The organism is Ectothiorhodospiraceae bacterium BW-2 (genome assembly GCA_008375315.1).
Classification (GTDB): Bacteria; Pseudomonadota; Gammaproteobacteria; order Thiohalomonadales; family Thiohalomonadaceae; genus BW-2.
Genome location: CP032507.1, coordinates 3,390,107 through 3,412,472 on the forward strand (window position 1 = coordinate 3,390,107; position 22,366 = coordinate 3,412,472).

Here is a 22,366-nt window from a genome sequence, read left to right on the forward strand (position 1 = left end):
AAGTCTCGGTTCAGCCCCGCAGGCGCGGGGAACACTATCTGATAATTGACATAAAGGTTTTCGCCCTCGGTTCAGCCCCGCAGGCGCGGGGAACACCTCAGACCGTTATGGCAACATTAAGCCGGGCACGGTTCAGCCCCGCAGGCGCGGGGAACACGCGTCCATCAGAACGCTAACCTCCTCATAACTCGGTTCAGCCCCGCAGGCGCGGGGAACACACAAAATTCCTCGCAAAGAGCACTGTCGATCTCGGTTCAGCCCCGCAGGCGCGGGGAACACCTCATGGAAGCGTAAAAACTTAACCCCGTCAGCGGTTCAGCCCCGCAGGCGCGGGGAACACCCCTTAACGGTCGGGGTGGAGCAGAGTAACATCGGTTCAGCCCCGCAGGCGCGGGGAACACATTGATCCAACTACAGGTGAGGAGATGACCGGCGGTTCAGCCCCGCAGGCGCGGGGAACACTAATGTTGATCGTTCCAAAGCTGCTTCTTCTGCGGTTCAGCCCCGCAGGCGCGGGGAACACTATTTCCGAAAAAATGGCGCGATTCTGATTTGCGGTTCAGCCCCGCAGGCGCGGGGAACACTACATTGTCTGCCGACTGACAATTACCGATAGCGGTTCAGCCCCGCAGGCGCGGGGAACACATCAACGGAAACAGATATTTGCGGTCGCACTACGGTTCAGCCCCGCAGGCGCGGGGAACACTAAACTAAATCCGTTAAATCTTTTTTGTCAGACGGTTCAGCCCCGCAGGCGCGGGGAACACAGTTTATTTCTAAGGAAGAGTTTGTTAATACGCGGTTCAGCCCCGCAGGCGCGGGGAACACAGACGGATTAACCCCGCAGTAATCGGCATACGCGGTTCAGCCCCGCAGGCGCGGGGAACACATTAGATCGGTTTTGGCGCGAGTCAGTGGCGGCGGTTCAGCCCCGCAGGCGCGGGGAACACGCCCATCAGACAACTCAATAGGACTCCAGTTGCGGTTCAGCCCCGCAGGCGCGGGGAACACTTAGGCACCGCTGGCGCTCCGAGCAAGACTACCGGTTCAGCCCCGCAGGCGCGGGGAACACTGACCCTCGCCTCGATGCCGATAGCACTACTGCGGTTCAGCCCCGCAGGCGCGGGGAACACTGACCCTCGCCTCGATGCCGATAGCACTACTGCGGTTCAGCCCCGCAGGCGCGGGGAACACTACCGCGTCGCGCGGCGCAGCGACATCACGATCGGTTCAGCCCCGCAGGCGCGGGGAACACAGTGTAACCAGCGGCACAACGCTGGCCACAGACGGTTCAGCCCCGCAGGCGCGGGGAACACTAGACGGCGTCCCTCATCAGCGACACTGGTCTCGGTTCAGCCCCGCAGGCGCGGGGAACACCGCATTTAGCGCGGCCATCTCATCCGCTAACTCGGTTCAGCCCCGCAGGCGCGGGGAACACCAGCGCATCAGCAATCCCCTGATCCCGTCGCGCGGTTCAGCCCCGCAGGCGCGGGGAACACTCGTCAAGCGGGTCTGGGATTGGACGATGCGGCGGTTCAGCCCCGCAGGCGCGGGGAACACTTCAAACGCCTCTAAAATCGGCTTAAATAGCTCGGTTCAGCCCCGCAGGCGCGGGGAACACTGTGTTGCCACAGTCAATCGAAATTGACTCAACGGTTCAGCCCCGCAGGCGCGGGGAACACACCATCGTCGGTATCGGTCATGCGCTCGCTCGCGGTTCAGCCCCGCAGGCGCGGGGAACACCTGCTCTTTAGTCAGTCCGTATTGAGCGGCAACGGTTCAGCCCCGCAGGCGCGGGGAACACATAACTTGTCATCGTCTAACTCTTCCAAAAACCGGTTCAGCCCCGCAGGCGCGGGGAACACAAAACCTTGCTATTTTTTTAAGTGCCACTATACGGTTCAGCCCCGCAGGCGCGGGGAACACGCTCTACATGTAGCCGTGCAAAACACCCAAGACGGTTCAGCCCCGCAGGCGCGGGGAACACTTATAGGGACGGTTGGGGCATCGCCCGTGTAACGGTTCAGCCCCGCAGGCGCGGGGAACACGTAGGCGATGCTGTCGCCTACCACGGACAAGACGGTTCAGCCCCGCAGGCGCGGGGAACACGACTCGTTAGATGCGTTAGATGCGTTAGAGGACGGTTCAGCCCCGCAGGCGCGGGGAACACGCAGTATCAATACACCAACCACACGGAGGGCTCGGTTCAGCCCCGCAGGCGCGGGGAACACCGGAGGACCGACGCGTACTGGGGGATTGATAACGGTTCAGCCCCGCAGGCGCGGGGAACACGTTACGAGCAACGACGGCGACGGAGTAGTACGCGGTTCAGCCCCGCAGGCGCGGGGAACACGCAAAATTATCGGAAGAAATCTGAAGTAGTGGCGGTTCAGCCCCGCAGGCGCGGGGAACACCGGGTCTAGTTCGTACTCGACCCCACTGGCTTCGGTTCAGCCCCGCAGGCGCGGGGAACACTGTCGCGACCCGATAGCGCTAGCGGACAGCTGCGGTTCAGCCCCGCAGGCGCGGGGAACACGAGCGCTTCGTGTGGTTGGGGCATTGCTACTGCGGTTCAGCCCCGCAGGCGCGGGGAACACTCTTCATGTAACCTAATGAAAAATAAAAATAAAAATCAGCACTAAAAATCCACCAACTTTTTTCACCCATTTTAGTACTAAAAATACCTAATTGTTAAAGAGCCTCATCGGGAGCATTGTCAACCGGTAGAAAAGAGATCAACTTAGCACCATCGACCTCTTTAGGAATCCGCCTGTTTTTTCCCAATGTCATAAAATCAAACCCTGCCTCATTATTTGCCTTCCATGCCATCACAGCATTACCCTCTTCGTCCTCTAAACCCACCTCTACATGACGCCACAGCATCTCTCGAACCTTACGAGAGTAGTTACCTACATAAACACCCGCACGAATCTCTAACAACCACATCGCCATTCGACCCCGTAACCGAGGCGGTGCATTTTCAAGTACGATGACCAACATCACCAATTCCTTGTTTATTAGGGATAGCCGGTGCCACGCCATCTTCTGGTGGCTTAGGTGGCTCTTCACCACCTACGGCTAAAATCTCCTCGATGTCAGGAATAATTTTAGAGAGTAAATGCCGTTCTCTAAACAGATCACGACAAGCAATGCGTACCGCTCGATCTGGATGAGTCGGCGATTGTGCGGCAATTTTGAACGCTAACGGTACCACTGAATCAAACTTATAGACATCGGCAATATCATAAACAAACGAAAGTGGTTTGCCATGATGAATAAAGCCGATAGCGGGAGCATATCCTGCCGCCAAAATGGCTGCCTCACACACACCATAAAGACACGAAGTCGCGGCAGAAATACACTGATTAGGTAGATCAGAATGATCCCAGCTATCGGCATCATAACGCCGACCTCGCCATGTCACACCATACTGTTTAGCCAATAACTCATAACTCTTTTTAACCCTCGAACCTTCAATACCACGCAGTTGTGCCACACTACGATTGGCTGGCGGCTCCTCCTGAAATCGACGACGATACATCTCACGCACTACTTTTAAACGCCCCTGTTCAGATAGAGCCAATTTAGCTTGATAAAGTAATTTATCCGAGCGTGCGCCACCGGGTTGACCCGCCGAATAGAGCCGAACTCCCGCTTCACCCACCCAAACTAATAGCGTACCCGTTGTCGCTGCCAAATGTACTGCACGATGCGAGATCCGCACCCCCGGCTCCAGCATTAAACAAGCTATTCCTCCTAACGGTACATGAGTACGCACCCCATCTTTATCAATCATCACAAAAGCGCCATCGACCACATCAACATGACAGCGTTCAACAAATAACAGAGACAAACGCTCTTTAATTGGTATCGGGGCTATATCAGGCAATAACGGATTCATATCACAACGGTGCCAAACTTAACAAACCCAACCCCATCGACTTAGCACGACCGATCCCATCGGTTAAAACCTGTTGTAACCTAGTGACATCGGTTACCTGCAATAGTCCCTCATACAATACTGCTTTAAGCTGAATACGATGTTCCTTCTTACCCTGCCGGCACTGTAACAACTCATCTCGAACCACTAGCACATCACGCAATGAAAATCCGTTCTTTTTACCCTGTCGTTGTAACCAAGCAAGCTGATCAGCCTCACCCATCAAACCGTACCGTTTACCACCACGATAAACGGTAGGATTAGCAAGCAAACGAAAACGATACCATCGCCCAAACCCTACTAAATGACTTAAATCGACCGCCTTATTAGGGTAAAGCTGCTCAATGTAGCCACTATTTTCTTGTAACGGTTGCCAGTTAGCTAAATAAAGCGACTGAATTAATACCGTTTGATGGTTTAATGAGTAGCCACCATCACGCTCTAAACGCCATAAAAACCGGTGTGGTAGCACAGTACCATCGCTTGCAAAAGCACGACTTAAAGTTCGATGCATCTCGTACGCATTGCTCAAATCACGCCGTGCGTCTCGATGTTGGGCATTAATGATTAATTTTGTTAAATACATCCATTCGCCTCCAAATTAACCATTTTAGTTGCAATATAACGCGGCCCAAATAGACGTTCAGAAAACGGTGCTACGGGTTGATCCAGACGAACCACACCATGCTCACTATGCTCTAGTAGTAAACGCACTGTTTTGGACTGCTTAATCTGAATAATGGGCGGATAACCCATTAGAGCAGTGCTTAAATCGTGTTCATGTAGCGACTGCTCTAACCAGATCGGTTGTGAGGGTGGAAAGCTCTTACGCCCTAATGAGAGCGACCAATGGGGCGAGTGTAATGCACTATCAACCGTCTGAAGTAAGACACTATCGCCTTCTAAACCCACCAAAAAGGCAGCATCAGCCAGGTAATAGCGCGGACTAACTACCGTGCGTTTTAAATCAGCCCTACCTGTAGCACGCATCACACCCGTAGCAGTCTGATAGTCACGCATTAATACGCCCTCTTGATCGACGCGCACTCCCATTTTGAGTGCAGCTAAATCATCAATCTCCTCGTTACGCTCTCGTCCTAATGCAGCACAAATTAGCCCGATGACTCCCGACTTAGAAGGCTCAAGCTGACTGTCTCTTTCGTCAAAACGGCTGGTTGTACCCCAAGATTGCATGGGGGCAACAAGCCGCAATAGTAAGGTAGCCGTAGCCATCACTACCCCTCCAATTGCCGGCGTACCTGATCGGCCACCCAATCGGCTAATTTATCAAGATGCGTTTGTGCAGTACCCAAATCTGCAGGCCATTGACCACTTAAATCAAGATAGCTCCACTGATCGCGTCCATCACCATAAAATGAAGCAATTTTATGCTCTTGCTCAGCCAATTTCGCCACAGAAAGGGCAGAAAGTTCACTATCAAGTTTAGGCCAAAGCGGTTTTTCAAACGCATTGGCTAAATTAAATGGGCTACTATGGCGCAACACGACGCCGACAAATGCCGGTGGATTGTGGGCGGCAAAACTATTCTGTTTACCGCTCGGTATGGCGCGTGCTATCGCCTGAGTAAAGGCACTCATCGCCTGTAAAGCTAATTCAGTATCGTCGTGTAGATTGGCAACCAGTTTAGGTACATCGATCACCGCATAGCGGTATAGTGTCGCCGCATTAAACTCGATTTGTCCAATCATACCGGCTCCGGTCTCATCAGCGTCACCTCGATCATCCACAGCAGTAAAATAGTCAAATTCGCGTTCAACTTTATGGGTTGAAATCGCATGAGCAACCTGACAAGCTGCGTGCTGATTCACTTCGGGAAGATCAGCTAACATTCGGCCATAGAGGGCGACATCGACCGCCTTTTTACCATCCAGCAATTTTTTTGCCTGTGCAATAATTTCAGTAGGGATTGCCGCTTTAGCCGATTTTTTACTCTTCTTCTCGGTCGATGCCTCAACCTCGGCAAGCTTATCCCAATGTTGATCGATTAATTCGGAAAACGCATCGATTTCACCTTCACCCAAAAAGAGCAAATATTCAGTTTTATTATCATCTTTAACCACTAAACCCGCCGCAGAGAGCGCGTGATTAATGCGCTCTCCAGCACCTTCTCTTCCTAAAATAGCTAATTTTTGCTCCAGTATGCGTTTCAATTTTTTGGTGCGTATGCTCTGGTTTTGAGTTGGAATCGTACCCGATTCGTTAGTATGTAACCGCATTGCACGCTTAAAACATTGACTACTAATCCGCGCTCGTCGATGACCGCCAAATAGGGCATCTTTCGGCGCACCGGTATCGTCACGATTCAAGTTGGAGGGGGCAAAATTTTGGATTAAATGGTATTCAATAAATAGACTCATCAGGTTCTCCTTAATAGAATATTAAATAAAATACAATCACTATGATTGATGGTTAGATGTAGGCCCATAATGGCGATAAAAATCCCTCGCCCATCGCTGCTTGATGGCAGTGTGGCGTTCAGCTCGATAAGGATTAAGCCACTCGGTGAGATCATTTAATAGCGTGGCGTAGTTCAACCCCAAATCATCAGAAGCTAGTAATGCCATATTTTGGCGTAAATAATTCGCAACGGTTTCAGGATCGGCCGATAGCAGCGCTATAAAGCGTTTTTCGATACTGTCACTTCGTTGCGCGGCGAGCTGACCTAAAGCGGCGGCAAAAGTTGTTTTTGTTTGGTGGTTCGGATGCATTGCAAACAGCCCTGCGGTTAAGTAGAGGGCTAACCGTTGTGCATCGTAAGCAGGGCGATCGCCATTCACAAAGGGTTCAACAAAAGGGTAACTACGAGGATACCCCCCTAAAGTAAAGCCCAAACTGCGTTTAAGATGTGCCATCGCGGCGCGATTACTCTCTTTTAAACGGAGCAGATAATCGATGTAGGTTTGTGTTAATTCACTCATCTTTTCTCCTTGAATCGAACAATATTATTCAGTAGGCGGTAGTAGCTCTTTTTTCACCAAGCCCCGAAATCGTGGCCAGTAACAGGCATCAGCGCGAATGACGCGCGGAGCATCACCCAGACTGCGGCGAGCCGCCTGCCACGCCGCTTCAGCCCCCTCGGCTAAAGCGAGTTTCCAGCCCTCCTCAGCTTCATCAATCTCAGCGTTGACAATCTGTTGCATTAGGGTCGGTAAGGCTCGTTCTGCCGCAGTGAAATAAGTTATCGCTGCTGGTGATTGATCCAGTATCAGCCCCGCTTTTGCTCTAGTATCTTTATGCTCTGGATCGGGTAGAGTGTGGGCGATAAAATTTTTCATAATCGTGCGAAGGCTATAAAAAGTAGTTTCGGCAAAGCGAATCAGATCGCGTAAATATTGTGCAATATCGGGTTCAGAGAGCAGAGCTTGCGGTAGTTCGATGCGTTCGATACGCCAGCGCTCTAGTTTGGCCTTATTACTGGTTAAACCTGCTGATAATAGATGAACTTCTCTATCGAGTTCACCCAAAGCGTTATAGAGATTCACAGCCCAATCAAGTACGACTGGAGGCTGATCTTGGGTACAAGTAGGATCAGGAACCATAGAGGGCAGATCACGCCAAATAGCTCGTCCTTGTTGATAGCTCACTCGTATTGCCTTACCGTCCTTATTGATACGGTAGCACAGCATCGGATCGGTACTGTCTGAATCCTCTGCAATCGCAATACCTGCGGCAAAATAGAGTTCGCTAACTACATGATCATTCCCTATATATCTAAACAGTACCGCTCGACTACAACGACTATAGCGATCATTTATCCCCGTTAATGGCTTAGGATCACTACATAAATCAGCAATCGATGGTAGCTCTTTTTCCCAAGTAGGTAAATCTTCAATATCACCGCGATTAAATGGGTGCAAACTTAATAAAAGCGTTTCGGTTAGATCTGTTCCCATCGCTATCACTGCAGCACTATTAGCAATAGCACCGGCTTTATCCGACCCGCGTAGGATTTTAACCAATCCTCCCGGTGTAAACTGTAAATAACCGAGTAGATTTTTCAAGGCCAACGATGTCTTTGTAACCAATGGCTCTGTATCCAATGAATGATCAAAAACCACAGGCGTATTACCTGTAGCACTTTCCAAACGAATCTGTCCCACCGGTTTAATTTTATCTTTCGTCTCTTCCGCCTCCGCTAACGCCGCCACTTGCATAAAGGGGGCCCCTGAGTGTCAAGATACCCTGAGACCACCCCTGATGAGAAATGAATGTAGAATCAGGGGGGCAACAGAGGAGATACACGATGCCCAAAGATACTACCGTTTTACCCTCCAACGAGGTTACCGACCCCGATGAAGAGAAGCGCTCCTACCGCAAATTTAGTGAGGAAGAGAAGCTTCGGATCCTAGCAGAAGCAGAGCAGTGCAAGGAGCCGGGTCAGCTAGGCGAGCTGCTGCGCAAAGAGCAGATCTACAGCTCCCATCTGACCAAATGGCGCCGACAACTGCAAGCACAGGGGCAGGCTGGCCTGAAAGGGAAACAGAGTGGTCGCAAACCGAGCCTAGACAAGCGAGATAAGGAGATAGAGCGTTTAAAGAAGGAAATTCAGCGTCTTAGCCAACGGTTACAGCAGACCGAAGGGGTGATTGCGCTCCAAAAAAAAGCCTTCAGCTTATTGGAGCAGATGAACACAGAGATAAGCTTATGAGATTAGTTGAAAAAGAGTGCCCCAGTTCGGTGAGCATAAGAGCCGCTTGCGATAGCCTAGCGCTCTCGCGTGCAGGCTACTACCGCCGACAGGCTCCGGTTGTCTCCCCCCGAGCGAGCCTTCCAAGACCCGTCGCAGCCAATGCGCTGAGTGAGGCAGAGAGGCAAGCCGTTCTGGGGCTTTTGAACAGCGAACGATTCTATGACCAACCTCCGGCAGAGATCTATGCTAGCCTGCTGGATGAAGGGAAATATTACTGTTCAATCAGTACGATGTATCGGATCCTTCGTGCTAATCAACAGACGGGAGAGCGGCGAGCTCAAAAACCGGCCAAATCACACGCTATCCCCCGATTACGGGCGACCCGCCCGAATGAGGTTTGGACATGGGATATCACTAAGCTTCCCACCACAGAGCAGGGTAACTTCTTGAATCTCTATGTGGTGATGGATCTCTACAGCCGTTTTATTGTGGCTTGGATGGTCTCAAGGAAGGAGAATAGTGAGCTCTCCAAGCTGTTAATCAGTGACGCAGCGGCTCGCTATCGGGTCGCGCTCAGTGGCTTAACACTGCATCAGGATAGAGGTGTGCCGATGACCGCCAGAGGCTATCTCGACTTGATGGCCGAACTGGGGATCACCTGCTCCCACAGCCGTCCACGAGTCAGTAACGACAATCCGTTTAGCGAGAGTCAATTTAAAACACTCAAGCAACAACCCGATTATCCTCAACGATTTACAGGAGTTGACCATGCCAGAATATGGTTTAGTGACTATGTTGACTGGTACTGTTTCCACCACCACCATCGAGGGATTGCGTGGTTCACTCCAGAGCAGGTATTTACCGGTCGTTACAAGGAGGTTAGCGAGCAGCGTGAACAGGCGCTGAAGCAGGCCTATCAGCAGCATCCGAAACGCTTTATTCATGGTGAGCCCAAGGTTAAGCAACCCCCTACTGAGGTATGGATTAACCCCGCTCTACCGGAGGAGGGGGTGGGGTCGCTGGAGGTCAACTATCCAACCCTGAATAGAGCGAAGGAGAGATGAGTGACGGTGCCGCTAGTGGGTCTATCGTCGATGGCTTTAGCCGGTTGTGGTGGCTGAATGACAGAGCGTTATCCATAGCCCGCCCCCCGGAGACCCCCTTATTATCGTAGGGGGGCGGGCTGTGGGTAACGCGGTGCAGGAGGGAGGTTCCTAGATTAGGGGTTGCAGTTCGCCTTGCAGCTCCCCCTTGCTGAAGGGCTTGGCTCTTGCGGCAAAGGGCCATGAGGGTCATGTTCGCTCCTTGTTGCGTCATGACTCAACATAGGCGAAATTTGCCGGTGAGGGCAGTGGCAATCACCGGCTAGATTTAGAGCTTTATTTTTTTAACAACTGGTCTCAAATTACTTGACAGCTTCCGGGGCTGTTGGGTGAAATAACCAAAATCGGTCACGCCACAGCTCTAAATAGGCGGTAATCGCCTGCTCGGGTAATCCATTGCGAAACCAATCTGCCCGATCTTGATCGCGCCATGCACCATATTGAGTTGTTAAAGCTCGATGTAGCACCGCTAATAAAAGCCGATAGAGTGCAATTAAATTAGGTGGCGAAGTTTCAGCTATCGCAGCATAGTCCCGGCCATTGAGCAATGCCTCGGTTAGACTAATATCGACTACATTACCGCATCGATCCCTAACCGGAATCCAGGGCTCATCTAATAGGTTATAAGCGGGCAGTTCAAGATCATGCTCCATTAGTATTCCCCATGTCGGTTGTTTCATAAATAAGCCCTAACTCGTTATCGAGCCGAACTTGTAATTTGCCAAATTGTGCCACGCCATTCTGAAGCAACAGCGGATAGAGATTGCGTAGCAGTGGATGATTAGCAAAGAGTGGATAGAGCTCTTGTTGCTTTAATGCCACGATAATCGCCTTGCGTGAAAGCCGTACCTGCCGCCTAAATAGTGCCCGTGCGAGTGGCTCGTCTGGATTATCGTTAGGATTAAATGGCTCAGTTTCGGCAAAAATTTGCCATCCTTGTTCCGTTTGGTGTAGCGGTATAACGCTCATCGACTCCGCACCTTCTCGTGTGATTACCTGCTTTGTGCCCCCCTCACCTTCTTCACTGGCTCTATGTGTCTGATTATAAGCATTTTGTAGCTCATCATCGGCATGAATAGCGACATCTTGTGCATGTTGGCGTTGCTGCCCTAATTCGGCATAATGTTCGCCGAGTGCGGTATCGAGTACCATTTGATACTCTGCCTGCTCCTCTTCAGGCATCACCTCGGAGCCATAAACCTGTTGCACTAATCGATCAATATCGGCAGGCAGATGCCAAACACGATTGGCCTTAATCACGCTCCAGCTACGATAGAGAATGTGGTGATCGTACACATAACCCCATGCCGTCTCGGTTAGCTCTGGCAATCGATTGGAGTGTATGCCCGCAATGGTTAATACAGGCGATTGATGGGCGACAGAACGATGATTCTGGGTGTGACGATGGAGTCGTCCCGCCCGTTGCAAAAGTAGATCGATGGGAGCTAAATCGGTTATCATAAAATCAAAATCGATATCAAGGCTCTGCTCTACCACTTGAGTGGCAATCAGCAGGGCTTGTTCTGGGCGTTCTCCACACTCACCAAACCACTGAAGCACCTTTTTTTCAAGTTGCTCGCGCTCATCAAATGGGTAACGCGCATGAAACAGTAGTAACCGTGTATCGCTATCGAGCTGTGTTTTTAATAGACCATAAAGCTGTTGGGCGCGTTGCACGGTATTCACGATCACCACGCCACACCCGCCTTGTTGTAACTGTCTTAGAGCATGGTTCGATAAAGCTTCAACGGTTTCCCCTTCTACTTCAATCGTGATTGGCGGTTGCAAACGGCACGCAATCGCCCGACCCTCAACTTGACCGCTCTGCACCGACCACAGACGAGGATAAGCGATATCCTGATCCGTTGTATTTGCTCCCCAAGCACTCATTAACTGCTGGCGTTTTGCCGTAGGGAGGGTTGCGCTCATCAAAACCACAGAGCAGTGTAATTTTTTTAACCAGCGTAATAGAGCAACAATTAAGCCACTAGTATAGGTGTCATAAGCGTGTACCTCATCAAGAACAACTACTTTATTACTAAGTCCCCATAACCGAACAAAGTGGTGTTTTACATTTAAAGTAGCAAAAAGAGCCTGATCAATTGTACCCACACCATAAGCGGCTAAGAGCGGCCGTTTACGCTGACTAAACCACGCCGCAGATTGAACCGAATCATCTTGTTCACCACTAATCTCATGTAACCGCAATAGTGCGCCACCATGCGCTAACTGCACCGCAATATTGGCTTCGGTATCAAATTGGTGAATAAACGCTTGAGTGCGTTGATACATTGCATTACCCGTTGCCTGAGTTGGTAAGGCGATATATAACCCTCGGTGCCCGAATTGTTGCTGTAAGCGTAGCTGCGACATAAAAGCCAGTTCGGTTTTCCCCTCACCCATCCCATCTTTCGTCAAATCCGACCAAAATCCCCAAAATATATCGGGAACCCGATATGCTATTTTAATTAAATCAATTACTTGAGTTTTGAAAATAAATCGTAGTGCCATAATGTGACGGATAGGCTTGCAATCCCCCATTTTGCAGCTACACTGTCAGTATGTATATTCGTCGCACTACGATTAAAAGCCACGGCTCCGGTGAGCCCTACTTCACCTATCGACTGGTGGAATCCACCCGTGTGGCCGGCAAGGTCAAGCAACAGACCCTGCTCAATTTGGGTCGCCACTTTAGTGTAGAGTCGGCGCAATGGCCGCTTCTGACCGCCCGCATTGAGCAACTGTTGAACGCACAGGGCGATTTTCTCACCCTGGCACTGCCAACCGCCCTGGAGCAGACCGCCCAGCAGTTGAGCAACAAACTACAGCAAACCGGTTACGGCGAACCGTTACCGCCGCACACCTGGCAATCGGTCGATATGGACTCTCTGGAGCTAAGCCGGCCTCGTCAGGTTGGCATTGAACAGTTGGCTCTGCATGCGCTGCAACAGCTGAAACTGATTGATAAACTGCAAGAGCTTGGCTTTAACCGTCATGAACTGGCCGCAGCCATTGGCAATATCGTTGGGCGCATGGCTTCTCCTGCCAGCGAGTGGGCCACCTATCACTGGCTCCAGCAGCAGAGTGGACTGGGCGAGCTCATCGGTTATGACTTTGACGCCATGGGGCATGATCGCCTCTATCAAGCCAGCGACCTGCTCTGGAAACACAAAGCGGCACTGGAGGCCCATCTCTGGCAGCGGGAGCAGACGCTTTTCGATCTGAAGGAGACTATCGCCCTCTATGACTTGACCAATACCTTCTTTGAAGGAGCGCCCGACTCCGAACTGGCACAGCGTGGGCGCTCCAAGGAGCGGCGCAGTGACTGCCCGCTCGTTACCCTCGGTCTGGTACTCGATAGCAGTGGCTTTCCGCGCTGTTCACGCCACTTTGCCGGTAATGTCAGCGAACCCTCCACCCTGGAGGGTCTGCTCACTGAGCTGGAAGCCTCGCCACACAGTACTGTTATTATGGATGCCGGCATTGCCAGTGAGAAGAATCTACAGTGGCTGAAAGGTGCCGGTTACCACTATATTGTCGTGAGCCGTCAACCCCATCGAGAGTTTGATGAGACCCAGGCCACGCTGATCAAAGAGAGCCCCGGCAATTGCGTACGCGCGCAGCGGGTTGAGGATGGCGAGCGGGGGGAAGTCAAACTCTACTGCCACTCCGAAGCGCGAGAACTGAAAGAGCAGGCGATTCTGGATAGCATTGCGCAACGCTTTGAAGCGGGGTTAACCGCCCTTAATGAGGGACTATCTAAACCCCGTTGCACCAAAAGCAGCGAGAAAATCCATGAGCGGATTGGTCGGCTCAAACAGAAGTATTCCCGTGCAGCCGCCCGCTATACCATTAGCGTCAGCGAACAAGAGGGCAAAGCCACGGCCATCACCTGGTCTCTCAACGATGCCGCCGACTCAGCGGCCAGCCATCCCGGCGTCTACTGTCTGCGCACCGATTTACTCGATTGGGATGCTGCCAAGCTGTGGCAGACCTATATCCTGCTCACCGACCTCGAAGCGGTCTTTCGCAGCCTGAAAAGCGAACTGGGGATGCGCCCCGTCTATCACCATACAGCCGATCGCCTCGAGGGCCACCTCTTCATCACCCTGCTCGGTTACCATCTCGTGCATACGCTGCGACATCAACTCAAAGCACACGACATTCATGCGAGCTGGACATCCCTGCGACAGCTGTTTGCCAATCGTCAGCGGGTGAGTGTCACCGTCAAGCGTGAAGATAATCGCACCATTCATCTGCGCAAAACCACCCGCATCGAACCCCATCAACGTCCAGTTCTGGATGCGCTGGGACTCGACTATTCGGTCCATCCGACAAAGATGACGCTGATCTAAATTCGGCTCAGTCAACACGCGTTCTGCATTCTGCATCGTGAAAAATCATAGATGTAGTGCCATACTACCCATTGAATTCGTCTCAACTATTTGATTTTTTGCACTATTCGATCTAGCAAATCGAAAGATGGGCCATGGGCGCTTCAACAACCATTAACATCGGCTCTTGCGCTTGTTTTAATAATTGGTCACCCATCGATTGCAAAGGCCGCGCGAGTTTGGTCTCATCGGCTAAAATATACGCGACCAGTCGATCACTGTCATTCATCGGTGTTGTAAGTAAGGGTTGCCACATACGCCAGCCGATTTTGTCTAGTGCTTGCTGCGCTAAAATTTGAGCGTTTTGATAAAAAACATCTAAATTATCGAACCGTTCTCCGAGAGGGAACCATGCTTGATTGGAGCCAATCCAGTCGGCGACACTGGTTAATCCGGCCAACCAAGCCGCAATCGCCAAATTGGGTGCGGAAGCTGTCAAGCAATTTGAGACCAGTTGTTAAAAAAATAAAGCTCTAAATCTAGCCGGTGATTGCCACTGCCCTCACCGGCAAATTTCGCCTATGTTGAGTCATGACGCAACAAGGAGCGAACATGACCCTCATGGCCCTTTGCCGCAAGAGCCAAGCCCTTCAGCAAGGGGGAGCTGCAAGGCGAACTGCAACCCCTAATCTAGGAACCTCCCTCCTGCACCGCGTTACCCACAGCCCGCCCCCCTACGATAATAAGGGGGTCTCCGGGGGGCGGGCTATGGATAACGCTCTGTCATTCAGCCACCACAACCGGCTAAAGCCATCGACGATAGACCCACTAGCGGCACCGTCACTCATCTCTCCTTCGCTCTATTCAGGGTTGGATAGTTGACCTCCAGCGACCCCACCCCCTCCTCCGGTAGAGCGGGGTTAATCCATACCTCAGTAGGGGGTTGCTTAACCTTGGGCTCACCATGAATAAAGCGTTTCGGATGCTGCTGATAGGCCTGCTTCAGCGCCTGTTCACGCTGCTCGCTAACCTCCTTGTAACGACCGGTAAATACCTGCTCTGGAGTGAACCACGCAATCCCTCGATGGTGGTGGTGGAAACAGTACCAGTCAACATAGTCACTAAACCATATTCTGGCATGGTCAACTCCTGTAAATCGTTGAGGATAATCGGGTTGTTGCTTGAGTGTTTTAAATTGACTCTCGCTAAACGGATTGTCGTTACTGACTCGTGGACGGCTGTGGGAGCAGGTGATCCCCAGTTCGGCCATCAAGTCGAGATAGCCTCTGGCGGTCATCGGCACACCTCTATCCTGATGCAGTGTTAAGCCACTGAGCGCGACCCGATAGCGAGCCGCTGCGTCACTGATTAACAGCTTGGAGAGCTCACTATTCTCCTTCCTTGAGACCATCCAAGCCACAATAAAACGGCTGTAGAGATCCATCACCACATAGAGATTCAAGAAGTTACCCTGCTCTGTGGTGGGAAGCTTAGTGATATCCCATGTCCAAACCTCATTCGGGCGGGTCGCCCGTAATCGGGGGATAGCGTGTGATTTGGCCGGTTTTTGAGCTCGCCGCTCTCCCGTCTGTTGATTAGCACGAAGGATCCGATACATCGTACTGATTGAACAGTAATATTTCCCTTCATCCAGCAGGCTAGCATAGATCTCTGCCGGAGGTTGGTCATAGAATCGTTCGCTGTTCAAAAGCCCCAGAACGGCTTGCCTCTCTGCCTCACTCAGCGCATTGGCTGCGACGGGTCTTGGAAGGCTCGCTCGGGGGGAGACAACCGGAGCCTGTCGGCGGTAGTAGCCTGCACGCGAGAGCGCTAGGCTATCGCAAGCGGCTCTTATGCTCACCGAACTGGGGCACTCTTTTTCAACTAATCTCATAAGCTTATCTCTGTGTTCATCTGCTCCAATAAGCTGAAGGCTTTTTTTTGGAGCGCAATCACCCCTTCGGTCTGCTGTAACCGTTGGCTAAGACGCTGAATTTCCTTCTTTAAACGCTCTATCTCCTTATCTCGCTTGTCTAGGCTCGGTTTGCGACCACTCTGTTTCCCTTTCAGGCCAGCCTGCCCCTGTGCTTGCAGTTGTCGGCGCCATTTGGTCAGATGGGAGCTGTAGATCTGCTCTTTGCGCAGCAGCTCGCCTAGCTGACCCGGCTCCTTGCACTGCTCTGCTTCTGCTAGGATCCGAAGCTTCTCTTCCTCACTAAATTTGCGGTAGGAGCGCTTCTCTTCATCGGGGTCGGTAACCTCGTTGGAGGGTAAAACGGTAGTATCTTTGGGCATCGTGTATCTCCTCTGTTGCCCCCCTGATTCTACATTCATTTCTCATCAGGGGTGGTCTCAGGGTATCTTGACACTCAGGGGGTGCTTTAGGTTGGTAAACCATTTCAGGCATTACAATTTGACAATACATTTTAAGTAGATCTGTTCTTGCTTCGTTCCAAATCGCTTTTTCGAAAGAGGGTTTGCCCTGTTTGATCTCATTTGATTTTGGAAAATAGCCGTGATGCGCTCCCAATAGCATAGCTAAAGAACGACAGCAGTCACTGTCACCAATCACCGATTGCAGTGCTTGTTGTAGCAAATAAGCTGAAGAGAGGTCGTGTCGATCTTGTTTTAACGCCGCTTTAGGCTCAAAGATAAGCCCTACACGCCGATCCTGATCTGCGCCCTGTTGCCATTTTGCCTGAAAGCCCGGTGTTGCCTTACCAAAATCGTGCAGACCACAGATAAACGCAACGAATTGAGCAACGCTCTGTTCTGGTATGTACAACTGCTGTGCCAGCCAAGCTTTTGTTTGCGGTGGTTCGCGTAACAAAATAGTTTCTGCTACAGCAGCGACATCCAGTATATGCGCTAAAAGTGGATGAAATTTCGGATCACCACTTTTAGCCCAAATGGTTTTGCTGATATTTAACTTTGTAAATGTGCTCATCTGTGTCTGTTAATGCAATAATTTTTAAGACCTTGCTCATCGTTTCACCATTTTTTAGCACCAACCCCAACCCTCTCTCACCTAGCGGTGGGAAGTTGGAGGGTGACATAATAGAAATCACAAGCCTGACGAATTGATGAACAAGACCGTCTCCTCTCATTCGTGAATAAAAAATTAGCACGAACGATGACCACGGTCAATCAATAATTAATATCGTAAGACGATATGTGTCAACAAGAAGCAATAAAAAAGTATATTTTTATGCTTATGACCAACAACACTTATAACAGACCTAAATTAATAGCAGGTTTGAAATCCGCCCCTACTTAGACGGCTGGGGAGCCAGATAACCAATCACCAACATCACCACACCGACGCCAAGAAAGGCGATAATCTGCTCCAGCGTTGCGCTACCGGCCAGATCGACACTAAACAGCTTAATAACCACCGCCCCCAAGAGCAGCGCCCCTGCCCGCCACAGAGCCCGCTCTCCCCGTCTCGATCCCCAGCTCATTGCCACCAGCGCCCCTAAGACCCAAAATAGCGCCAACACCGCCTGCCAGAGCGAACTCTCAAATAGCGACTCAAGACGGTAATCGATACCAGCAAAGTGGCTGACACTACGGGCTAGTGGCGCGTGCAGCAGTAGAAACAGCACCGACAGACCAACACGCTGTAGCTGTGATTTTTGTACTCGATAGCGCTGCCGACATAGGATCGCCGCAGGTAACTGCCGCCACCAAACCACCCAGACCGCCACCACGGCCAACTGAGTCAACTCTAGCGGATTCAACAGCGGCAGATAGTACCCGCCGACCACGCCACTGTCGGCCAGCGCCTGCCACTGCCACCACAGCAGCGCGACTAAAACGGGCATCATGCCATAACGGTGCAGCCAGCGCCCATAACCGGCCCAAGGCCAACCGAGCTGTCGATAGTAGCGCAATAACGGCACAACCAGCGCGATAACCACCACACCACTCGCCACCATCGACCAGATCGGTGCCAGATCGAACAGCTGTAGTTGACGCGATACAGAGCTAACCAACAGCCCCGCCGTCAGCCAAAACAGCCCCAACTGCCACCAGTGCAGCCACGACAACGGCCACAGAGCGACCACCCCGCCCCGATTGACCCACCGATAGAGCTGTAACAGCAATAGCGGCCAGAGTAACGCCCCCCACCCATCGAGCGGCGCCCGCCAAGAGTCTGTCAATAACTCCAACAGCAACAGAGAGGCCAGCGGCAGAGCCCAAACACCCACTTTGATAAGCTCGGGCCAACAGAGTAGGCGCTGTAGCTGCTCTAGCAACAGCAGCGATAGCCACAACCACAACAGCATCACCATCACCTCAGTATGCGAACCGAAGTAGTAGGCAAAGGTATCGAAAGCGGCCAAAAACCACCACCCCACCCCCCACAACAGCAGCAGGGGCAGTAGCCACCGCTCCGGCGAACTTAGCTGCTGTTGTCGCTGCTGTAACCGATAGTGGCTAAAGAGTGCCGCCAAGCCGAGCAGCACCCCGCCCATCCAGCCAGCATTGAGTAGCGGCTGCTCCGTTCTAAACATCTGCCACTGATCCAGTAACAATACTGCCGAGAAGAGCTGTAGCACCAGACCCGCCAGACGGGAGAGTCGCTGCCCCTGCCGCAAGCCAACCCATACTAGCGCCGCCCCCTCCACCGCCCAAGTCACAACCGTTAAACGATCATCTAGCCACAGTGGCACCGCTAAAGTGGCAAACCCTATTCCGAGCGCCACAAAGGCCTCCGCTAACACCCCTCCCCTCGCCAACGCACGAGACCAGAGCAGATAGCTCAACCCAAGATAGGTCAACGCCATCACCAGCGCCGTGACCGCCATCCCATTCGGCAGGTGAGAGACGACCGCCGCCTGTAGAGCAATCAGCGATAGAGGCACCCCAAAGACGATAGAGCCATCGACCACCCCCTTAAGCTGCAACGGCTGTCGTAGCGAATAGAGGATCGCGATCGCAATATAACCGAGCCAAAATAGCCCTAAAAAGAGCTCGATAGGAATAAATAGCCCCGAATGGTAGTGGTGCTCTCCCCACAGCAGCGCCACTAGCAGCGTTGCACCAAATCCGACTAAATTAAGGATACGCCAAGGACGATACCAAGCGATCACAAAGATAATCGCATTTAGCAGGGTATAGTAACCAAACAGCAGCAGATAGTTACCGCTTCCATCCGAGGTGAGCAGGGGGGCCAAAAAACCACCACAAACACCGAATAGCGCTAGCGCACGGCCATTTTGTACCACCGCGAGAGTGGCCGTTAGCAGCGCCAGCACAATCATCGCCGCCAACACCCCATTGAGCGGTAATAGGTGATAGAAGTGGGCGGCGGCAAATAACGAGATATAGAGCATCCCAATCCCCCCCCCCTGTAGCAGCATCGCATAACTAAAACGGCGCTGCCGCAGCCGCCAGCCAATCGTAAACACCACCAGCGCCACCACGATCGCCCCCCCTAAACGCACCGCAGGCGAGAGTAACTGCTGATCGGCGGCAAATTTAAGCAAAAAAGCGATCCCAAAAAAGAGCACCACTAGTCCGATCCGAACGACTAGATTGATCTCTGACAGCGCCTGCAGCCACCCCGAAATAAGTTGTTGCAGAGCACTAGCGGCCCGACTCTCCCCTATTTGATTCGTGCTCACCCTCTCCTCTTGTAACCACGAATCTAACTGTGCTGTCACCTCTAGCGTCGGTTCGGCAACTTCACTAGCGGGTGGGGAGGGTTGTCGCTGCTCTAGCTGCGCCACCCTCTGTTGCAGAGAGCGCAGTTGCCGCCACAATACCACCACCCCTACCGCACTCAATAGAAGGGTGGCAACTATCCCCCCGAGCCAAACGAAAACGATAAACTCCACATCTACCCCCAAGCTAGCGGCGCACCGATTCAGTGCGCCATCCGGTTGTGACTGCTACGACTCTCTACCCTCTTCCCTCTCCCGACACTGCCGCCTGCCGAAATTTAGGGTGGCGATACCGCTGTAACGGTGCTATATTCTGAACTGGTTTTAGTGAATCTGAACAGAGTTTTTTATGTCCTTTGCCCAATCTTTTGCCTTTACCCCTCCTGGCTGCGATAACTGTCTTCACGACAATCCACTCGACTTTGAGATTACCATGGCCTTTCAGCCGATTGTCGATATGCGCGATCGGACAATTTTGGCCTACGAAGCGCTAGTTCGCGGGACTCATGGCGAGGGGGCGGCAGAGGTGCTCTCCCGTGTTAATGAGAGTAATCGCTACACCTTCGATCAGAGCTGTCGGATTAAGGCGATTGAGCTAGCGGCAGAGCTACAGATCGACTGCTATTTGAGCATTAACTTTCTGCCTAATGCCGTCTATCGCCCCGAAGCGTGTATTCGCGCCACAGTCGCCGCAGCGGAGTACTACCACTTTCCGTTAGAGGCGACTATCTTTGAGGTCTCCGAATCGGAACGGGTCATCGATCCGCACCATCTACAAAATATCTTTAATGAGTACAAAAATCGGGGGCTAATGACCGCAATAGACGATTTTGGAGCCGGCTTTAGCGATCTACAGCTACTCAGCCGCTTTCAACCCCACTTTCTAAAGCTCGATATCGCCTTATGCCGTGGTATCGCCCAAGATCCAAAACTCTACCAAAAAACGGCTACCATCATCGCTACCGCCCAAGCGATGAAGATTGAAGTGATTGCTGAGGGGATTGAGAATCTAGCCGATCTAGAGCTGTTAATGGCGCTCGGCCTCTACTATTTTCAGGGGTATCTGTTTGCTCGTCCCGCGACAGAGGCGCTGCCCGAAGTTGACTTTAGCTAACTGACACCCTAAACAGCGACTACAGAACTCGGCTAAGCACCACTCGATGCTCAGTCGGCTCGTCAGTGTGGCCGATGCGCTGCACGAGGGTATGGTAGCCGGGGGCGCTGACCTCAACGGTATAGTTACCCGGTTCGAGTAACATCCCCGGTCGATATTTAGGCGTAATATTCATAATCCTAACCCGAGCCTCTTTGGGGGTTGGCAAGATGGTAAACGATGCCGGTTCGCCCACTAACTGCGACGACGCTGGAGCGCCAACCTCAGGCGAGGGTGCCGGCGACTTAAGTGGTGTTTCGACTGCGCTAACCTCCTCCGCTGGCGGGGGCGGCGGCTGTTCGACCGCTAGTGCAGAGGCTCGGTTCACTGCCTCCAGCGCTACCGCAGGTTGTGGCATCGACTGTAGATAGTGACGACTCAACTGCTGCGCTTGGGCAACCTGCATCACACTCATACTACTCTCAAGCAGATTGCGCTTTTTGGCCGCATCTAGGCTACCCCCTATCGCCGCCAGATTGAACCAGTGGTAGGCCACTACCGCATCCTTTGGTGCCCCGATCCCCTTCATATACATCAGGCCTAGCCGCACCCGCGCCTGATTGTGGCCCTGCTCCGCCGCCTGTTGATACCAGCGGTGTGCCTTCGAATAGTCGCTAATCGTCTCCGGCCCTTGTCCATAGATCTCCCCCAGACGATACTGCGACTCAACCAGCCCCGCTTCGGCTGCTTTGGTGTACCAGAAGATCGCCTTTTCTAGGTCAACCTCCTCGGCCTTCCCCTCTTCATAGAAGGCACCTAAATTGTATTGCGCCACCACACTCCCCCGCTTCGCCGCTCGGGTGTACCACTCCAGCGCTAACGCGGAATCGGTCTCCACTCCCTTACCCCGATCATAGAGCAGCCCCAAATTGTTTTGCGCCTTAATACTCCCCTGTTGCGCCGCCTGTTGGTACCAATAGAGCGCCTCGCTATCGGACTCCTCTAGCCCGAGACCATTATCGTAGATAAACCCTAGGTAGAACTGTGCGCTAACTTCCCCCTCTTGCGCTAACGGTTTAAAGAGATCAAACGACTGCAGATAGTCCCCTTGCCCATAGAGCGCTACCGCCTGCTCCAGATCCGCTATTAGCACGCTACTCCAGCACAACAGCCCCATTAGACCATATCGACTACGATTTATTCGCTGATTCATTAACAACCGCTCCCCTCTGCTATTCAGACCATGCCACCGGCGGCGATTATACTTAAAATAGCCCCAATGATGAATAAGAGACTGTTCCTTGTTCCTAACCCTCCACTCCCCTCGCGACAATCTACGGGGTTGATGGTGCCAAACTGCTCCGCCGGCATCGGCTTAGCGATACCGTACCCCTGCCCAAAGTCACAATGTAACCGTTCACTCTCCCTCCTTCAGTTACCCGATATGAACAGGTTGTGAGTCAATCATCGCCACCTTGAACGGCGGTAACTGCGCCAGATAGGCCCGCTCTGTCGCCGTTAATGGCAGCGCGACTGAGCCACCGCAGAGCCAGAACAGTAGCAGAAAGAGAAAAAA

19 protein-coding genes and 1 CRISPR repeat array (1 of these 20 only partly in view) are annotated in these 22,366 nt (G+C 52.2%); of the genes, 4 read left to right on the top strand and 15 right to left on the bottom strand.

Annotation, left to right across the window (positions count from 1 at the left end):
* Positions 1-2,597: a CRISPR direct-repeat array (repeat unit 29 nt; unit sequence CGGTTCAGCCCCGCAGGCGCGGGGAACAC) (it extends 1,539 nt beyond the left edge of the window).
* 94 nt (positions 2,598-2,691) lie between these two features.
* Genes D5085_15910 through D5085_15940 form a run of 7 tightly spaced genes read right to left on the bottom strand, consistent with a single transcriptional unit; the run spans position 2,692 to position 8,115 of the window.
* The gene (locus tag D5085_15910) at positions 2,692-3,000 is read right to left on the bottom strand and encodes a type I-E CRISPR-associated endoribonuclease Cas2 (GenBank protein ID QEP44486.1); all 309 of its coding nucleotides are present in this window, start codon (positions 2,998-3,000) and stop codon (positions 2,692-2,694) included.
* Positions 2,981-3,901, bottom strand: coding sequence for a type I-E CRISPR-associated endonuclease Cas1 (gene cas1e, locus D5085_15915; protein ID QEP44487.1), 921 nt, complete (start codon positions 3,899-3,901; stop codon positions 2,981-2,983). Before cas1e ends, D5085_15910 begins: the two co-directional genes overlap by 20 nt.
* A gap of 1 nt (position 3,902) precedes the next feature.
* Positions 3,903-4,526, bottom strand: a complete 624-nt coding sequence (gene cas6e, locus D5085_15920; protein ID QEP44488.1) for a type I-E CRISPR-associated protein Cas6/Cse3/CasE — start codon at positions 4,524-4,526, stop codon at positions 3,903-3,905.
* On the bottom strand, positions 4,517-5,173 hold the full coding sequence (gene cas5e, locus D5085_15925) for a type I-E CRISPR-associated protein Cas5/CasD (GenBank protein QEP44489.1): 657 nt from the start codon (positions 5,171-5,173) through the stop codon (positions 4,517-4,519). Before cas5e ends, cas6e begins: the two co-directional genes overlap by 10 nt.
* A 2-nt stretch (positions 5,174-5,175) precedes the next feature.
* Positions 5,176-6,318, bottom strand: coding sequence for a type I-E CRISPR-associated protein Cas7/Cse4/CasC (gene cas7e, locus D5085_15930; protein ID QEP44490.1), 1,143 nt, complete (start codon positions 6,316-6,318; stop codon positions 5,176-5,178).
* A gap of 39 nt (positions 6,319-6,357) precedes the next feature.
* Positions 6,358-6,879, bottom strand: a complete 522-nt coding sequence (gene casB, locus D5085_15935) for a type I-E CRISPR-associated protein Cse2/CasB (GenBank protein QEP44491.1) — start codon at positions 6,877-6,879, stop codon at positions 6,358-6,360.
* Between the two features lie 24 nt (positions 6,880-6,903).
* Positions 6,904-8,115 carry a type I-E CRISPR-associated protein Cse1/CasA gene (locus tag D5085_15940; GenBank protein ID QEP44492.1) on the bottom strand — a complete coding sequence of 404 codons (1,212 nt, stop codon included), beginning with the start codon at positions 8,113-8,115 and terminating at the stop codon, positions 6,904-6,906.
* Between the two features lie 50 nt (positions 8,116-8,165).
* Between D5085_15940 and D5085_15945 the strand changes: the two genes are divergently transcribed.
* Positions 8,166-8,609, top strand: a complete 444-nt coding sequence (locus D5085_15945) for a hypothetical protein (protein QEP44493.1) — start codon at positions 8,166-8,168, stop codon at positions 8,607-8,609.
* Positions 8,606-9,655, top strand: a complete 1,050-nt coding sequence (locus D5085_15950) for an IS3 family transposase (GenBank protein QEP44494.1) — start codon at positions 8,606-8,608, stop codon at positions 9,653-9,655. The genes D5085_15945 and D5085_15950 overlap by 4 nt, the downstream gene beginning before the upstream one ends.
* A 341-nt stretch (positions 9,656-9,996) precedes the next feature.
* Here the strand turns inward: D5085_15950 and casA are convergent, their stop codons facing one another.
* On the bottom strand, positions 9,997-10,347 hold the full coding sequence (gene casA / locus D5085_15955) for a type I-E CRISPR-associated protein Cse1/CasA (protein QEP44495.1): 351 nt from the start codon (positions 10,345-10,347) through the stop codon (positions 9,997-9,999).
* Complete coding sequence (gene cas3, locus D5085_15960; protein QEP44496.1) at positions 10,337-12,235, bottom strand: CRISPR-associated helicase Cas3'; 1,899 nt, start codon at positions 12,233-12,235, stop codon at positions 10,337-10,339. Before cas3 ends, casA begins: the two co-directional genes overlap by 11 nt.
* Before the next feature lie 20 nt (positions 12,236-12,255).
* On the opposite strand from cas3, the gene D5085_15965 reads away from it, so the two are divergent.
* Positions 12,256-14,049 carry an IS1634 family transposase gene (locus tag D5085_15965; GenBank protein ID QEP44497.1) on the top strand — a complete coding sequence of 598 codons (1,794 nt, stop codon included), beginning with the start codon at positions 12,256-12,258 and terminating at the stop codon, positions 14,047-14,049.
* Positions 14,050-14,161: 112 nt separating this feature from the next.
* Here D5085_15965 and D5085_15970 read toward each other — a convergent pair whose 3' ends face one another.
* From D5085_15970 to D5085_15990, 5 genes are all read right to left on the bottom strand, one after another.
* Complete coding sequence (locus D5085_15970) at positions 14,162-14,506, bottom strand: hypothetical protein (protein QEP44498.1); 345 nt, start codon at positions 14,504-14,506, stop codon at positions 14,162-14,164.
* 366 nt (positions 14,507-14,872) lie between these two features.
* Positions 14,873-15,922, bottom strand: coding sequence for an IS3 family transposase (locus D5085_15975; protein QEP44499.1), 1,050 nt, complete (start codon positions 15,920-15,922; stop codon positions 14,873-14,875).
* Positions 15,919-16,362, bottom strand: coding sequence for a hypothetical protein (locus D5085_15980; protein QEP44500.1), 444 nt, complete (start codon positions 16,360-16,362; stop codon positions 15,919-15,921). Before D5085_15980 ends, D5085_15975 begins: the two co-directional genes overlap by 4 nt.
* On the bottom strand, positions 16,271-16,975 hold the full coding sequence (locus tag D5085_15985; protein ID QEP44501.1) for a CRISPR-associated endonuclease Cas3'': 705 nt from the start codon (positions 16,973-16,975) through the stop codon (positions 16,271-16,273). Before D5085_15985 ends, D5085_15980 begins: the two co-directional genes overlap by 92 nt.
* A gap of 322 nt (positions 16,976-17,297) precedes the next feature.
* A complete protein-coding gene (locus D5085_15990; GenBank protein ID QEP44502.1) occupies positions 17,298-19,904 on the bottom strand; it encodes a DUF2339 domain-containing protein in 2,607 nt (868 codons plus the stop codon).
* Positions 19,905-20,046: 142 nt separating this feature from the next.
* On the opposite strand from D5085_15990, the gene D5085_15995 reads away from it, so the two are divergent.
* On the top strand, positions 20,047-20,811 hold the full coding sequence (locus tag D5085_15995) for an EAL domain-containing protein (GenBank protein QEP44503.1): 765 nt from the start codon (positions 20,047-20,049) through the stop codon (positions 20,809-20,811).
* A gap of 19 nt (positions 20,812-20,830) precedes the next feature.
* Here D5085_15995 and D5085_16000 read toward each other — a convergent pair whose 3' ends face one another.
* Positions 20,831-22,003, bottom strand: a complete 1,173-nt coding sequence (locus tag D5085_16000; GenBank protein ID QEP44504.1) for a hypothetical protein — start codon at positions 22,001-22,003, stop codon at positions 20,831-20,833.
* Positions 22,004-22,366: the final 363 nt, after the last annotated feature.